The organism is Nostoc sp. (genome assembly GCF_036918245.1).
Taxonomy (GTDB): Bacteria; Cyanobacteriota; Cyanobacteriia; order Cyanobacteriales; family Nostocaceae; genus Nostoc.
On the sequence record NZ_JBALEF010000029.1, the window covers coordinates 1 to 15,850 of the forward strand.

Consider the following 15,850-nt stretch of genomic DNA (forward strand, 5'->3'; position numbering starts at 1 on the left):
CGGAGTTCTGAAGTGGATGAACGGAGTTCTGAAGTGGATGAACGGAGTTCTGAAGTGGATGAACGGAGTTCTGAAGTGGATGAACGGAGTTCTGAAGTGGATGAACGGAGTTCTGAGGTGGATGAACGGAGTTCTGAGGTGGATGAACGGAGTTCTGAAGTGGATGAACGGAGTTCTGAGGTGGATGAACGGAGTTCTGAGGTAGATGAATAAGTATCTTTACAATTTTTGTAGGTACTGCTTATCATTCGCTCAAACCCATGTGTTTACATTGTAGGCTGTGATCTAGCCTACGGTTGTACCCTGAGCAAGAGTTTGAGTCTACTTGAGTGGACTTTAGCTATGCAGTCTAGAAATTTATTTCAGGGCGGACAAACGACGCAGCTGTTTAAACTTATTTACACTGTAAAATTAGTAGTCTGTGGCAAAAATTTTCCGCCACCTTTTCCTGTACTTGATTGACAATCATAGAAACAAATTTGTCAAGGTGGAATGGTTTCAGTAAATATCCTTCAAACTCTACATCTGGAATTTGGTCATGAGTACCTGTAGTAGATGTTGAAGTCACAATGATTGGGATATGATTGCCATTGTCTGCTTCCATAGCACTCAATGTATTTAGCAATGTATAAATACTTTCACCTAAAAACCTAATTTCACAGACAATGACGTTGGGCGTGAACCAACTCAGGATTTCTAAAGCTTCTTTTACCAAACCAGCGGTAATCACATTTGCGCCCAGGTCTTTGAGTAAAATTGCATACAAATCTCTACTATCGCGATCGTTATCTACAACGAGTACTTCTACACCTTCGAGTAACCCAACTGCCAAGCAAAAGTCATTGATTAAATTCATAATAAGACCTGCGATTAGGGCTTGAAGTGTAAAGTGATCTGAGAAATCCGTAGTCTTAAGGAGACGAGACAATCATCCAGTTGCATTTTTCTCAATTCCTAGTGCCTTATAGCTCTGTGCTAACTGCTGCCAGAGCAACTCAATCTCCTCGTAGCACTCCTGTAAAGAAAGTTTTTCTCTACTCTGTAGATCGCAGATGTAACAAACGCTTTGAGAAAATTCCTGAAGATTAGCATTGAATACAAGGTTCTGGGGTGTGAATTCACCCAGGTATCGATGGCGGTGGTAGAGGAAATTGTTTTTGTCTACCTGATTGTAGTCATCCATATAAAAATCTTGATAGCGAAAATCCAGCTTTTTGACATAGTAAACTTGGTATTGTTTTATTTTGTGAATGAGTTGATTAATTTCGACACAAAATGTAGTCAAAATCATTTTTGCAATTCAAACCTCTTTGAGGAATTAACCAAAAGAATTAAGCTAATGCGCTTACATTCAGAGTGCAATTTAAATGCGTAACAGCATTATTGCCATTCCCTGTCCTCAAGTTCTTTTATCGGCAACAATAAGGTGGCTTCAATTTCCTGCCTGATAGCTGGCGTTACTTCCGAATTGCTATACAGGCAATCGAGTAGTAACTGATTGGCATCGTAGTAGCGTTGCAGTACTTGCTGTTGTTCAAGGCTAAACTGCCACTGATGGTTAATGTCACGATAATTAATCACCGTGATCTTTAACTGTTCAGCCCAGGCTGAATAGTTCGTCTGCCACCATAGCTCAAATCGTTCTTGACTTTGACGAGAATTGGGAAATTGATCAGAGAGTTGTTGCAGGGATTTATAGAGTCCAACATCTACAACAATGCCCAGAATGTTCGAGAGAGAATCTCCACAGGCGTGGATATGGGCGAAGTCTTGGCTGCCATCAATTGCACACTCCAGCAGCAGGTCATCTAATGCCGCATCCAGAAACATCCCCTGGTCGAGGCTGGCGGCTAGGGCAAAGTGAGGAGCTACGTGAGGAGTCCGACTCAAGGCAAGGTAAAATGCTCGAACTGTTGCATCTTTTGGTTGGGTGGGAATAGTGCGAGATTTTTGGCTAGCCCACGTCAAAAACTCTTGTAAATAAGGGTCTTCGGCAACCAGTGCATCAATCTGTTGCTTCATCAACTGTACTAGAGAGTCTGCACTTCGGAGCATGGTAGCGGTTAACAAGAAGATTTCGCGCCAGTGCGGGTCGGTGATATGACTTACCAGACCTTCGAGCGCTTGCTCTAATGCCTGTAGGTTATGGCTAGCAACGATTTTCCTCGCTGTGAAGTATTCTTGAAAGGCCAGATAAGAGAAGGAAAAAATTCCCCGCGCCCGTTCTGCCAGTAGCCCATGTTGAGCCTCGATTGACTTCAGCGCTGCTTCGCTTTCTATTTGCAGTTCTTCTGCATCTATTGGCACGTTGCTTAGATTCTGAATATAGTCACCAATGTATTGCTCAATGACGCGTTGCTCAAAAAAGTACTGACCCTGCTCAAATGCTGCTGCTGCAATTTGACTCAATAACTTCAGCTTTTGTGGTAGTAAAAACCCTCGGTAAACGTCATCCCGTTCTATGCCTCTGGCTTCATCCCATTTGCCCAACAGAAGGTCTAAACCTTGCTTATAAAAGTCAGTCCGCTTAGTCGGAAATTTTTCTTGACCGTGAAACAGCCAGCAGGCAAGGTGCAGAAATAGGGGTGTGACGACAAGTTGGCGAAATTGCCAGTTTTCAGGTAAGTCCAGCTTTTGAATAAAGTGAACGGACTGCGCCTGACCATCTTTTTGATTGGTCTTGGTAAAGGCGACGAACCATTTTTGAGCGAAGGCTCGGATTTGTTTTGAGGTAAATGGGGCAATTTCAACATCGGTAAAACCTCGGAGTCTAAGTCTTTGAGCTGCTGTTCGACAGCTCGATACCAACTGATTTTTGTGATACTTGTCTGAAAATCTGCGAATTTCGCTTAAGACAGCATTGCTTTGTTCGTTAACAACTTCATCTATGCCATCAAGTAACAGTAACACTCTGCCTGCATTCAGCAAGGTTTCGATGACTGAGGGATCTGAAATTCCAGATGTGAGAAACTCTTGGTGGATGTACTTTAATAAGCTGAACTCGTTGCTGACTTTAGATTCTTCAGCAAAATTTCTCAGTGTGATGAAGATTGGCACCTGCTTCGGCGCAAATGTGTCTTGGTTACACTGAATGGCGAGATGTTGCAAAAAAGTGGTTTTACCTACTCCTGGTTTGCCTAGCACCCTGAGCTTGGAGTATGTTTTAACTGCCTGTATACCAGATAGTTGTCTCTGGTCAATCTCACCTAAGCCAAAACGGTCAAATTCTTCTCGATCAAAGTTTTGCCGTTCAGTGATTTCTAGCCACTGTTGACTGGCAATTTTCTCCAAAATATTTACATCTATATATATGTCATTGATCGCAACGGGACGGCTGATATCCAATAACTGCAAAATACCACACTGGTCTTGAATTTTGTCGAAGCGTTGCGATCGCACTTGTTGCACTAATGTGTCAATATCCACCACAGATGACTGGGTGTATTCTTCTCGTTCCAAGAATTCTGCCGGAGGATTGGTAGCAATCTCCCGCCAATTCACTTCCAAAACCAAGCAAATCTCAATAAAGGTATGACGTTCAACCCCACGGCCACTGAAAAACCGCCAAATTGGTTGTCTAGTCTTGAGGTTGACTTCCGTTGCTAGATTGTCTTGTGTCCACCTCTTGCGAGTAAATGCTCTTTTAGCCTCTTCAATCCCAGTGACTGATGCTTGGAGCGATCGCTTGACCATAAGACAAAAACCCTGCTCCTCAAATCATGAACCTTAACTTTTATAAATATCTGCAATTTTATAGCTTTCTCTGTGATACTAACATTTTGCTCACTTAAAGTTATACAAAATCCTTGAGTCTACTCTCAAGTTTTTAAACTTTTGTGAAACACTCAAATCATTATACGTTCATCTTATACATTTCAATCGTTGATCAGACATGAATTCAAACAATGTTTCCTTTTCAAAGCATAAATTGTTCAATTAATTTAGCTGATGTTGTTTTTATTGATCAGGCAACTTTGAAAATAAATGATGTCGCCGTCTAAAGTATGAACTAAGTGAAACAACCTTAAAAATATAAAAAACCTCTCTCCTCTTAGGAGAGAGGTTTAGTTAGAGAGAGGAGTGATATTTAATGAAAGTTGAGTTACTTCAAATATATCTAGACAGTAGTGAAGTAGTGACTATAAATAGTTTCTATCCCACAGATGTTATTCGCCATCTATATGTTTATTTACCGAGGAATCAACAATGATGTGGATGACACCGTTATCATCAGCAGCATCGGGTTTTGAGCCTGTGGGGCATAATCTACCTTGACATTATGGAAAGGGTCAATTTTGAAAATTGAACCTTGAATCGGCTTTATGGGCATCACCTTGCCGGAAACTATATGATATGTCAGGATTTCCTGGAGCTTATTAATATTGTTAAGCAATGTTTCTACAGTATCTGGTGGAAGCTTGGCAAAAGCTTCATCTGTGGATGCAGAGGCGATAAACGAGTCAACACCTTTGAGAGTGTCTATCAGATTGGCAGCTTTGATTGCATCAACTAGGGTGCTAAAAGAACCAGCGGTAACAGCAGTATCAACAGTATCAGCCATTTATTTCATTTGGTTTTATTTAATTTGGCAATTATTGTTAGGATGACATCCTGGTGTTAGAAATCATGTTTGAGTAAGCGGTTGAGTAGCGTATAAGTTGTATGATATAAGCTAAAAAACTTAAAGATTAAATAAAATACAGCAGAATTTAGGGGTTAGGAGTCAATGGAAAAATCTTGTTAGCGACAATCCGAAATTGTTTATTCGATTTGCAGTGCATTGCATAACCCGTAACCGATTATACACTATCTGCCATTTCGCCTAACTACTTATTAGCCCTGCAATTGATTGCAAGGCTAATCTAGTAGAGGTTTTATAGCGCTTCTCGTTTGTGTGAGGTACGGGGCACGGCACTGCCGTGCCCCTACACCCCGCGATAGTAATCTTGTACCGCATCTAAATGGGAACCGCTATAGTTATTTCATTTTTTCAAAACCACATGGAAGGAATTTAAATACCCAGTGATGGTTTTAGCTAATATCTTCTGGTGTTTTTTTGTAGTTATTGCCATTACTTGATATAGTCTTCCTTCGGCAACATACATTCTACTTTTAGTAATTTTCCCTCCAGAATTGATGTACTCAATTTCTTTGCCGGGATGATTATTGGAACTACGAATGTTTCGTTGACTAATTAAATTGCTTTTCGTAGTTTTTAAAGCCATATCCCGTGCATTATTAAGTACAGCTTGAGGATCAGCCATTTCACCGTAACTATAAGGAAAATCATTGTAAGCAACTATGTATGCTACTTGCTGTTTTGGTGGTTGAGCAACAAATATTTCTAAGTTAATTTCCCCCATGTAGGTTTTTTGGTATTGGGTATTTCTGTTGGGGCTTCCCGGCATCAAAATAGTAAAGCGTCCATCTGGAGCGGTGTATAGCTTCCATTGTGGCTGCGCGGGTTGAGAAACGGTTGGTTTGATAACAGCCTTTGGAGGTTTTGGTTGACGCGCTTCCACAAGAACAGAGCCACCACAAACAATGGTGGCGGCTATTAGTGGCAACAGACTTTTAACTGTCATATTTTTTGCCCTTTGAGATGTTGATCTCACTGATGATGCCAGCTGTTATAACTTAGCAGCACATAAAGCAGCACCAATTAGGCCGACTTGGGAGTTAAGGATAATATACACGGGGATCTCTTCGAGGAGGCGGCGCATTCTACCTTTTTGAGTGAAATTTAATAAGAAACTGCTGTTTTGGATTAAGGGCAGGATTTTGGGCGCAATTCCACCAGCGATGTATAAGCCACCGTAAGGTAGGAGTTTCAGGGCGAGATTGCCGGCTTCTGCACCGTAAGCGTCTATAAATAATTGCAAAGTTTGTTCACAGAGGCGATCGCTACCTTGCAATGCAGCTGTACCAATAGCAGCACCAGCATCAACACTTTTCTCTTCCTGTCCGGCTTCTTGTTCCCAAGTTCTGACGATTTGGGCAATATCTGGTGATTCAGTGGCAAATTTGCGATCGCGCAAAAATTGGTAAATTGCCACAATTCCCATTCCAGAAACCACACGTTCCACAGAAAGGCGCTGGATATCATGTTTACCCAGCAGGTATTTCAACAGTTGAAACTCGATCTCGTTCCGAGGAGCAAAGTCAGCGTGTCCTCCTTCTGAAGAAAAAACTTGATAGTCGTTTCCTTGTCTAATTAAAAATCCTTGGCCTAAACCAGTACCAGCACCAATAATTGCAATCGGGGCTTCGGGTTGAGATTTACCAACTTGCAACGTCAGCAAGTCTTGTTTTTGTAAACCTAAAATGCCGTAACCAATGGCGGCAAAGTCGTTAATCAAAGAAATGTGCGGGATACCCAATTCTTCTTGTAGACGTTCGGTATCCAGAAACCAGACTAAATTGGTTAGTTTGGCAGTATTTTTGACAATAGGACCTGCGATCGCAAAACAAGCTTTTTCTGGTATTGGTGTATTAGCTTTGAGCAAAAACTGCTGCACTATAGGTACTAAATCGGGAAAATCAGCACTGTGGTAACTTTCCTGATAAATAGTATGTAAAACTGATGAATCTGATGTTTCAACCAATTGCAGAATAGTTTTCGTCCCGCCGATGTCTCCTGCTAGTAATAAAGTCATAGAATTTATTCGCGAATTAATTACTTTTTTTGTAGGATATACCCAACGTACCAGAAGCCATGAACGCAAATCTCTATCAGAGGTTTAAGCAAATCGAATAACTTCTTCTATATGGGTTAGATGGGAAGTATCTCCCGTTAGTTCTAATAACCATTCTGGGTCTTCGCGTACCACTTTTACTAGAGAACATAAAGAAGCTTTAACTTCTGTTTTGGCAATTTCCCCCACTAGCCCCATTGCTCCCCCCAACACAGATGCACCATGTGCTACTAGCAGGATATCCTCTGGGAGGAACTCAGTAGCTAAACATCTAGCAGTTTGCCCAGAACGATCTCGCACTTTTTCGCGAGTTTCAGGATATTTGGCGGCGATGCGCGAGGTATAGCTGCTGTCAATTCTGGGGAATAACTCTGCTAATGCTGGAGTTGAGAGTCTTTCGGGTTCTTCCGTCATCCAAACTGGATTTAGCCATTCACTCAAGCCTGTTTCGAGTTTAATTGGCAAGTTGAGCATTTCTGCAACTGCGTTTGCCGTTTGTACGGTTCGCAGGAAAGGAGAAGCGAAAATATGGGCAATATTTTCTCGTTTCAATCGTTTAGCTAACTGTTGTGCCTGCACCATACCATCATCAGACAAAGGTGGATCGTAGCGTCGTTCGGCGGTAAGAAACCAATCAGGGTTTACGAAGTCGAGGCGGTTAGCGTGTCTTGCGATCCAGACTATTTGACTCATGGGTTTAATTATTCCGGTGAATAGAATTCGCCGCTAAACAAATATATAGATATCTGCAAGGAGGGCTACAAATATTAATATATGACAAAAATCGTAATAATATTTAATAATACTAATAATTAGGAAAAGTTATAAATGCTGTCAATGTAGCTTTTCTTAAAGCCTTTTTAGCCAAGTTTCTAAAGCAATATCAACTAAAAGTTCTAAAGAGTTAGTTCCACTCAGAATAAGTTTTTCATATTTTTCATAACAGATGCGTGAGCGCTCATCTCGTAATTCATCCCCTGCACATCTTTTTATTGTTTCTATAAATGCTGGATATTCATACATGTTAGAGGATCTAATTTTATTACTTATAAAGGCTCTAGGGTAGTGAATTATTCTATAAAAAGTAGTCCAATCTTTATCAGGAAAAATATGCATTCTCAGAGTATTTTGTTTCAAATATGGTGCTGGTTCAGGTAATCTTAGAAATAGGTTAGGTCTACCTTGAAAACCATAAATAGTGCTACCAAAGTAAAACTCAGCACAGAGCTTACTTTTTCCTTTACCATATTCAATAGAATTAGGTTTAACAATTTCTTGGATGCGTTTGTCAAAGCCAAGAATTGCTTTACGAATTCTGAGTACAGCATCTCGCTCATTTTCACTAGAATTGTCACATTTAGCTAGTCGGTTAATAATTGCTCTAGGAGGAGCAGGTATATCTTCATTAACACCTCTTTCTTGATAAGGAATTTCTACTTTTGATAATTTGCCATTATCTAAGTCTTTTAGTTCTAAATAGAAGTTTTGACTTGCTATCAAGATTTGAAAATAGAGAAATTGAATAGACAGATGGCTGTACTTTCTATCTGTAAAATTATCTCGATGAAAGTTAGGCTTAATTGCTATCAAGCTAATAGGTTGTCCATAGTCTACCTTTTCTTAGAAGGGTTTATTCTCAAGTAAAGCTTCATAATATCGAGTTAGTTGCTGAACAATATATCTGTCTTCACCATTTTTCAATTCCAGTACTACTAACTGTTTCTTATCATTCAATGCTAAAATATCGCAAATTTGACCTTTAACATAATATTGTCGCTTTAGCGGAATTAATCCGAAAAGTTCCTTTAAATTCGCCCAGACAAAATCTTCTAAATCGGCTTCAGTCGCAAATTTCCAACTATTACCCGTTTTTATTAAATTCACGAAATCCATTATCTTGTTCTGACTTTAGTAAAATACTACCTTTAGTATTCCCAAAACTAGATATTAATCTATACAATTGCTTACAACTTCAACCATCCAAATAGTTGCCCTATAGTTAATTGAAAGTTGCTGACTAAATCGGGAACTGGTAATATTTCTTGTGATTCTTGTAAAAGTTCTGGTTGCTGCTTTGCGGGATAAACTAAAACAGAGCGATCGCCTGGATCAATTAACCAACCTAAACGACTACCATGTTTTAAACAATGTAGAATATTTCCGGTTACTTTAGTCTGGCTTTGATCTGGCGAAAGAATCTCAATCGTCCAGTCTGGATATGTCTTGAAGACATTAGCTACATCTCCACGCTCATCTATGGGAATCCGTTCCCAAGCAAACACAGCTACATCTGGCACAATTGAACGTCCGCCAAAAGTACACCGCAATTCTGGAAATGCAAGGGCAATTCTTTGAGGTTTTGCTACAGAATTGATATTACTGACTAGTTCACCCTGAAGAATACTATGTTTTCCTTGAGGCATTGGCTTTTGAATAATTTGACCGTTAATGTATTCTGAGCTAGGCTTTGTTTCTGGTAGTTTTAAAAACTCTTCTAAAGTTAGGGGTTTAGTTGGTGATTTTACCATGTGATTGTACCTCCAAATTTTTCATTTAATTAATCATCCTAAATAAGCTTTTTTAACTCGCTCATCACTAATTAATTCTGATGCTGCGCCTGTTAAGGTAATAGAACCAGCTTCTAAAACATAACCACGATCGGCAATTTGTAGTGCTAAATTCGCATTTTGTTCAACTAACAAAATAGTCACACCTGTAGCCCGGAGATTTTCAATAATTGAGAAGATTTCTCGGACGATCGCAGGTGCTAAACCCAAGCTAGGCTCGTCTAAAAGTAACAGTTGTGGTTTACTCATTACAGCCCGAGCGATCGCTAACATTTGTTGTTCACCACCGCTGAGAGTTCCTGCTAGTTGATTGCGTCTTTGTGACAAACGCGGAAATAGCTCAAATTGGTGCTGAATATCTGCTTTTACCTCAGCTTGATTAGAGCGAATATAAGCACCCAAAAGTAAATTATCAAATACTGTTTGCCGCGCTAATACTCTGCGTCCTTCTGGACAATGGGCGATACCAAGTTGTACAACTTCGTGAGTTTGGCGGCGGTTAATATTATGTCCATTATAGATAATTACACCACTCTTAGGATTAACTATTTTAGATATAGCGCGAAGTGTAGTAGTTTTTCCAGCACCATTAGCACCAATTAGAGTAACTACCTCACCTTTTTGAATAATTAAATTAATCTTTTTGAGAGCTTGGATACCGCCATAATTAACATCAAGTTCTTGAACTTCTAAAATTGTATAGTTTGGTTTACTATCGGCTTTCATGGGCGGTTTACATGCAGAAATGTTGAATGTTGATTCAAAACCTAAGATACATTAATAATACGTTTCCTAAAACAGTGCAATTGCTTTAACTTAAAAACCAACGCCAGAATACTGCAATCCTTGTGGTATACCATTAATTACTGAAAAAGATATCAAGCGTCCTGTGGTAAAATCAGCAGATATTGGTAGCAAGCGACTAATTAATTTAGCTCCCGATGCATGGGTCAAGTGGGTGACACAGCGTCCTGAAGTCGTGGCAAAAGAAATTCTGGGTTCTGAGTTTCAGTGGATTAACCGGGAAACAGATGTTTTAGTGAAGGCATACAGCACTACCCACGGGGATTTTCTGGTACTTAACGAGTTACATCTGCATTACACGGCACATCTGCCTCTACGTATGAGAGCCTATGCAGCCCTAGCACAAGAGCGCTACCGACTGCCAACTTACCCAGTACTCGTTAACATTTTACCGCCCCCATCTACCTTAACTATTGTCAATAGTTATGAGCAGGAATTTTTGGGATTACGTGCCATCCAAGATTATCGAGTGATTAATTTGTGGGAAATTGATGCTGAGATAGTATTTCAGCAACCATTACCATCGTTGTTACCCTTTGTACCAATCCTGCGAGGAGGAGGAGAAGCATCAGTTATGCAACGAGCATTACAGGTGCTACGAGCAGATGCACAGTTGAACGAGTTAGAATCATTGCTGGCATTTTTTGCTAGCTTTGTGTTAGACACGCCTTTAGTGCAACAAATCATGGAATGGGATATGGCAGTATTGCGAGAATCGCCTTGGTATCACGAAATTGAGGAAAGAGGTATTCTACAGGGTGCGCGACGGCAGCTAATCCGGGTGTTGGAACAACGCTTTGGCGAAATTCCTCATGAAGTGGAAGTAAGGCTTGAGCGCGAGAGTGTGGAAAAATTAGAAAGCTTAATGGATAGTGCGATCGCTGTGAATTCTTTAGACGAGTTTGTGAGTATTTTGTCTATTTGAGCAAACAGCGATCGCCTTTAGATTTCTCACAATTATATACGAACTAACTTTTATGGACACGGATGTGCTTGTTGCCGTAGCCGGACTACATGTCATCTCTGCCAACCAATAGGTGGTACAAATGGAAACACTTATGAATAACAACAAAAAGCAATCGGTTTACGATGTGATCGTTTCCGGGGCTGGCCCGGTAGGGCTTTTCCTATCCTGTGAACTTGCCTTGACCAAATGTTCAGTCTTAATACTGGAAAAGGCGGACAATCCGCACTCGCCCTTAAAGCAACTTCCTTTCGGGATACGGGGACTCTCGGCGCCTACTATTGAAGCGCTTTACCGCCGTGGGTTGCTAAAAGAACTTGAGGTACCTAAACGCCTTAAAAACCCCTTTGACACCTCAACTGCCGGACAAGGGTCACAACACCAACGTCAGGGAGGGCACTTCGCCGGCATTCCATTTCATTACGGCAATATTGACACCTCACAGTGGAGGTATCGCTTACCAAGCTCGACCGACACCAATTTGTTGTCTGAAATGGAGGAGCTTGAAGCAGTGCTGTCTCGCCGTGCAGAAGCCTTGGGTGTAGAAATCAAGTGCGGGCTTGCCATTACTGACTTTCATCAAACTGAGGACGGAGTAAGTGTTCAGTCAAGTGACCAATCTTTCAAGGGTAAATGGCTCGTGGGTTGCGATGGAAGCCGTAGTGTTGTTCGCAAGGCAGGCGGTTTTGAATTCGCCGGTACGGAGCCAGAATTTACTGGCTACTCTGCCCAGGTTGACATCGCCAACCCGGAGAAGCTCAGTCCGGGCCGAAACGTGACACCAACAGGCATGTACTTCCAATCCCAGCCAGGTTACCTAATAATGCAGGATTTTGATGGCGGGGCATTTCATAATGCAGAAAAGCCAATCACGCTTGAACACGTGCAGGAGGTTCTACGCCGCATCTCGAACACCGACGTTACTATCAATGCTCTGCATATCGTAACCACGTGGACTGACCGAGCACGGCAGGCCACAACCTACCGCAACGGACGGATTCTTTTAGCTGGCGATGCCGCGCACATTCATTCGCCGTTGGGAGGTCAAGGGCTTAACCTTGGACTGGGCGATGCCATGAACCTGGGCTGGAAGCTCGCCGCAACTATCCATAATATTGCGCCGTCAGGCTTGTTGGACAGTTATCATACTGAACGACACCCAATTGGTGCACAGGTTCTGGATTGGTCACGCGCCCAGGTTGCAATCATGAGACCAGTCCCACATGCCCGCGCGCTGAATGCAATTGTCCGCGACCTTATAAATACTCGCGATGGTGCCACCTATATTGCAGGAAGGGTGTGGGGCGTTTTCACACATTACAATCTCGGTGGCGACCACCCTTTAGTAGGCCACAGCGTTCCCAACTTTGAGTTCAAAGACGGTGCAAGAATTGGCGATCTCATGCACGATGGCCAAGGGATACTGCTTGATTTCGATATGAATGCTTCACTTGAGACTTTGGCGAGTGAATACGGCGACCGAATGAAGTATGTTTCGGGCCGGGCGAAAGAACAATTAGGCTTAAGCGCTGTACTGATACGCCCTGATGGGATTATCGCCTGGGCCTCTGAGAGCGAACCTAATGGGAAATCAATCAGACAAGCTGTTGCTCTCTGGTTTGCTCGATAGCCTTAAGTTCCAATATCATCAAATCCACCTAAAGTTGTATTAATTCCGCAATTACACCTTAGAGCATGTACGCAATTGTTAATTTTTGCTTGATTGCGTAGACGCTGACTTGGCGAGTCAAGAGACATGGCCTATTGTGTAGGAAGAATCTAGTGTGATTAAAGCAAGCGATCGCCTCTTCACCCATCCACTCATCCACCTTAGTACCGCAAGGCGGAATTCAAAATTCAAAATGAATATTAGAGGAATTGGATGAGTCGCGTCTACCCCAATACAGAACTAATCATCGCCAAACAGACTTTTCACCCAACAAACACGGCGATCGCGTAGCGTCTCCAAAGGAGAATCGCAAAACCCCATCACTAGCTGTTATTAACATTGCAGACAAATAAAGCAGGTAAAAGCTTACTTAATAAACATTCTTTAGATGTAATGGCACACTTCAAGCTACGATGAATCTCACTTCTTGAGAGCATCTACACCTCGATGGCAAAACCTGCTGATGTCAGCACCAAAAAATTAATCAGTCTCGCACCCGATAACTGGGTAAGATGGGTAACCCAGATTCCTAATCTTGTTGCTGGGGAAATTCTCAACAGTGAATTTCAGTGGATTAGCCGAGAAAGTGATGTATTAATCCGTGTCACAAGTCCCCAACACGGTGAATTTATGCTTCTCAACGAGTTGCAATTACGCTATCAATCCAAAATGCCACGTCGGATGCGTGCATACGCTGCACTTGCGGAAGAAAAATATAACTTGCCAACATACCCCGTTCTCATTAACATTCTTAAAACTGGCAACAACGAAATACCCACAAGCTTTACATCAAATATTGCTGGATTACGGGCAATACAAGATTATCGGGTGATTAACTTGTGGGAAGTCGATGTCAACATTGCTTTTCAACAACCTTTACCATCATTACTGCCGTTTGTACCTATTCTTAAAGGTGGTGAAAATGAATCTACTATTAGAGAAGCATTGCAAATTCTCCGTGCTGATGAACAACTAAACCAACTGGAAACAGTCTTAGCTTTTTTTGCTACGTTTGTTTTAGAGAGTGCCCTAATTCAAGAAATCATGAGGTGGGATATGACTGTATTACATGAGTCGCCTTGGTATCAGGAAATTTTACGCGAAGGAGAAGCACGCGGAGAAGCACGCGGAGAAGCACGCGGAATACTTTCTAGTATTGAAATTAATTTAGAGTTGAAATTCGGTGATAATGGATTACAGTTAATGCGACAAATTACGGAAATTAATGATATAGAACGTTTGAAGACAATTTTACGGAACGTTGTAACTGCAAATAGTATTGAGGAATTGCAACAGGTTTTGTAGTTTTAGACAGCTCATCAGATATCATTCATTTCCCAAATAAGCTTCAATTACAGCCGGATTATTTCTGACAACTGATGGTTCCCCCAATGCAATCAATTGACCGAAATCTAATACAGCAATGCGATCGCACAAACCCATAACCAATGGTACATGGTGTTCTATAAGGACGATCGTCAAATTGAAGTCATTGCGCAGGCTACGGATAAATGCACTGAGTTGCTGCTTTTCGTTGGGGTTCATCCCCGCCGCAGGTTCATCGAGAAGTAAAATTTGCGGTTCTAATGCTAAAGCACGGGCAATTTCTAGGCGACGCTGATCGCCGTAGGCAAAGTTTTTGGCTTTTTCGTCAGCGCGATCGCTTAATCCCACTAAATCCAATAAATCTAAAGCTTTTTGCTTAGTCTTCAATTCTTCACTAGGGGCTGGTGGTAATCCCAAAACTCCTGTAATCATATTACTTTTAGTGTGTAAATGTCGGGCAATTATCACATTTTCTAACGCCGATAATTCCCCAAATAAACGGATATTTTGGAAGGTACGAGCGATACCTAAAGCCGCAATTTGATGAGGACGCAGCTGAGAAACTTCTGCACCTTGATAAATTAATTGACCGCTAGAAGGTGGAATGAAGGCAGTAATCAAATTAAACAGTGTTGTTTTGCCAGCACCATTAGGGCCAATCAGTCCAAATATCTCATGTTGATTTACACTAAAAGATACATTATTTACCGCCACTAAACCACCAAAGCGGCGAGTTAATGCTCTTGCTTCTAAGACAATACTGTTATTATTTACTGGAATACTATGTGACATTTTTGCATACTATTATGAATATAAAACTTAGGCAATAACTCTCTAAAAATCTTATTCCTTTGCACTCTTCTCTTCGAGACGCTTCGCGAAGGCGGTTCGTTTTTTTCTTTGAAAAATATCTAGAGTAATTAGCCCTAGGGGGAAAAAGATTGTACCTATTACTATTAGAAAGCCAAAAATAATTAATCTACCATCTCGCAAAAACTGTGCTAACCAATTAGGTAAACCACCGATATCAGCAAGGCTTCGCAGAATCTCTGGTAAGGCTGTAAATACTATACCTCCAACTACCGGGCCTAAAAAAGTTCTCGAACCACCAATTAAAACAAAAGTTAAATATATAATACTGGCATCAAAAGTACCTTGACGAGCATTCCATGTATTGAGGAAGTGAGCGCTAATTGCACCTACAACCCCTGCAAGCATAGCCCCTAACGTAAACGCCAAAACTTTGTAATAAGTGGGATCAATTCCCATTGCACCCGCAGCTAATTCATCTTCGCGGATCGCGATAAAAGCCCTTCCGACGCGAATGCGTTCTAAACGATAAAGTAGCACCATACTAATTAATAGTAAAGGCAGAACAATCCATAAATATTCAATTTGTGTTTGGAAAGGTTGAGGAATACCAAAAATTCCGACAGCACCACCTGTAATATCTAAATTGAGGGAGATGACGCGCAGAACCTCCACAAAAGCAATAGTTGCGATCGCTAAATAAATGCCTCGCAACCGTAAAGCGGGAATCCCGACTATTACACCCAATAAACCAGAAATTACACCAGTAATTAACATCTCCAATAACAACAATGGAATTGGAAATAAACTACTGCTAGATGTTAAAACTTTTGTGGATAAAATTGCTGCAATATATCCACCTAAAGCATAAAATCCTGGGCTGGCTAAAGACAATTGTCCTGTCATTAGCGGTAAGTAAAGCGATAATCCTAATAGCGCCCCCAATACCATAGAGACAATTAAAGAAGCGTAAGTAGCGAAAAAATCACTCATTTTAATACATTTTGATTAAACT

Annotated in this window: 16 protein-coding genes and 1 pseudogene; 4 read left to right on the top strand and 13 right to left on the bottom strand. The window is 41.2% G+C overall.

What is annotated here, in order from left to right; genetic code table 11:
• The coding region (locus tag V7L12_RS06495; RefSeq protein WP_335083149.1) for a hypothetical protein at positions 1-213 on the top strand (213 nt) is incomplete at its 5' end.
• A 181-nt stretch (positions 214-394) separates the two neighbouring features.
• Here the strand turns inward: V7L12_RS06495 and V7L12_RS06500 are convergent.
• The 11 genes and pseudogenes from V7L12_RS06500 to V7L12_RS06550 form a co-directional block, all read right to left on the bottom strand.
• A complete protein-coding gene (locus V7L12_RS06500; protein WP_335083151.1) occupies positions 395-856 on the bottom strand; it encodes a response regulator in 462 nt (153 codons plus the stop codon).
• Positions 857-928: 72 nt separating this feature from the next.
• Positions 929-1,291 carry a DUF7219 family protein gene (locus tag V7L12_RS06505; RefSeq protein ID WP_335083153.1) on the bottom strand — a complete coding sequence of 121 codons (363 nt, stop codon included), beginning with the start codon at positions 1,289-1,291 and terminating at the stop codon, positions 929-931.
• 89 nt (positions 1,292-1,380) lie between these two features.
• Positions 1,381-3,693 carry an NACHT domain-containing protein gene (locus V7L12_RS06510; protein ID WP_335083155.1) on the bottom strand — a complete coding sequence of 771 codons (2,313 nt, stop codon included), beginning with the start codon at positions 3,691-3,693 and terminating at the stop codon, positions 1,381-1,383.
• Positions 3,694-4,166: 473 nt separating this feature from the next.
• A pseudogene (locus V7L12_RS06515) lies at positions 4,167-4,561 on the bottom strand (fasciclin domain-containing protein).
• Positions 4,562-4,982: 421 nt separating this feature from the next.
• On the bottom strand, positions 4,983-5,585 hold the full coding sequence (locus V7L12_RS06520; protein ID WP_335083157.1) for a hypothetical protein: 603 nt from the start codon (positions 5,583-5,585) through the stop codon (positions 4,983-4,985).
• Positions 5,586-5,630: 45 nt separating this feature from the next.
• The gene (locus V7L12_RS06525) at positions 5,631-6,656 is read right to left on the bottom strand and encodes a glucokinase (protein ID WP_335083159.1); all 1,026 of its coding nucleotides are present in this window, start codon (positions 6,654-6,656) and stop codon (positions 5,631-5,633) included.
• A gap of 84 nt (positions 6,657-6,740) precedes the next feature.
• Positions 6,741-7,388 carry a histidine phosphatase family protein gene (locus tag V7L12_RS06530; protein WP_334822891.1) on the bottom strand — a complete coding sequence of 216 codons (648 nt, stop codon included), beginning with the start codon at positions 7,386-7,388 and terminating at the stop codon, positions 6,741-6,743.
• 156 nt (positions 7,389-7,544) lie between these two features.
• Positions 7,545-8,285, bottom strand: a complete 741-nt coding sequence (locus tag V7L12_RS06535) for a hypothetical protein (protein WP_335083161.1) — start codon at positions 8,283-8,285, stop codon at positions 7,545-7,547.
• A gap of 30 nt (positions 8,286-8,315) precedes the next feature.
• The gene (locus V7L12_RS06540) at positions 8,316-8,588 is read right to left on the bottom strand and encodes an endonuclease NucS domain-containing protein (RefSeq protein ID WP_335083163.1); all 273 of its coding nucleotides are present in this window, start codon (positions 8,586-8,588) and stop codon (positions 8,316-8,318) included.
• A gap of 71 nt (positions 8,589-8,659) precedes the next feature.
• Positions 8,660-9,223, bottom strand: a complete 564-nt coding sequence (locus tag V7L12_RS06545) for a Uma2 family endonuclease (RefSeq protein ID WP_335083165.1) — start codon at positions 9,221-9,223, stop codon at positions 8,660-8,662.
• Between the two features lie 33 nt (positions 9,224-9,256).
• The gene (locus tag V7L12_RS06550) at positions 9,257-9,988 is read right to left on the bottom strand and encodes an ABC transporter ATP-binding protein (RefSeq protein WP_335083167.1); all 732 of its coding nucleotides are present in this window, start codon (positions 9,986-9,988) and stop codon (positions 9,257-9,259) included.
• A 163-nt stretch (positions 9,989-10,151) separates the two neighbouring features.
• Between V7L12_RS06550 and V7L12_RS06555 the strand changes: the two genes are divergently transcribed.
• From V7L12_RS06555 to V7L12_RS06565, 3 genes are all read left to right on the top strand, one after another.
• Complete coding sequence (locus V7L12_RS06555) at positions 10,152-10,991, top strand: Rpn family recombination-promoting nuclease/putative transposase (protein ID WP_335083169.1); 840 nt, start codon at positions 10,152-10,154, stop codon at positions 10,989-10,991.
• Positions 10,992-11,124: 133 nt separating this feature from the next.
• Complete coding sequence (locus V7L12_RS06560) at positions 11,125-12,660, top strand: FAD-dependent monooxygenase (RefSeq protein WP_335083171.1); 1,536 nt, start codon at positions 11,125-11,127, stop codon at positions 12,658-12,660.
• A 486-nt stretch (positions 12,661-13,146) separates the two neighbouring features.
• Positions 13,147-14,004 (top strand): Rpn family recombination-promoting nuclease/putative transposase, encoded by an 858-nt coding sequence (locus V7L12_RS06565; protein ID WP_335083173.1) that lies wholly within the window; start codon positions 13,147-13,149, stop codon positions 14,002-14,004.
• A gap of 21 nt (positions 14,005-14,025) precedes the next feature.
• On the opposite strand, the gene V7L12_RS06570 is transcribed toward V7L12_RS06565, so the two are convergent.
• Positions 14,026-14,817 (bottom strand): ABC transporter ATP-binding protein, encoded by a 792-nt coding sequence (locus V7L12_RS06570; RefSeq protein ID WP_335083175.1) that lies wholly within the window; start codon positions 14,815-14,817, stop codon positions 14,026-14,028.
• Between the two features lie 51 nt (positions 14,818-14,868).
• Positions 14,869-15,828, bottom strand: coding sequence for a branched-chain amino acid ABC transporter permease (locus V7L12_RS06575; protein WP_335083177.1), 960 nt, complete (start codon positions 15,826-15,828; stop codon positions 14,869-14,871).
• Between the last annotated feature and the right edge of the window lie 22 nt (positions 15,829-15,850).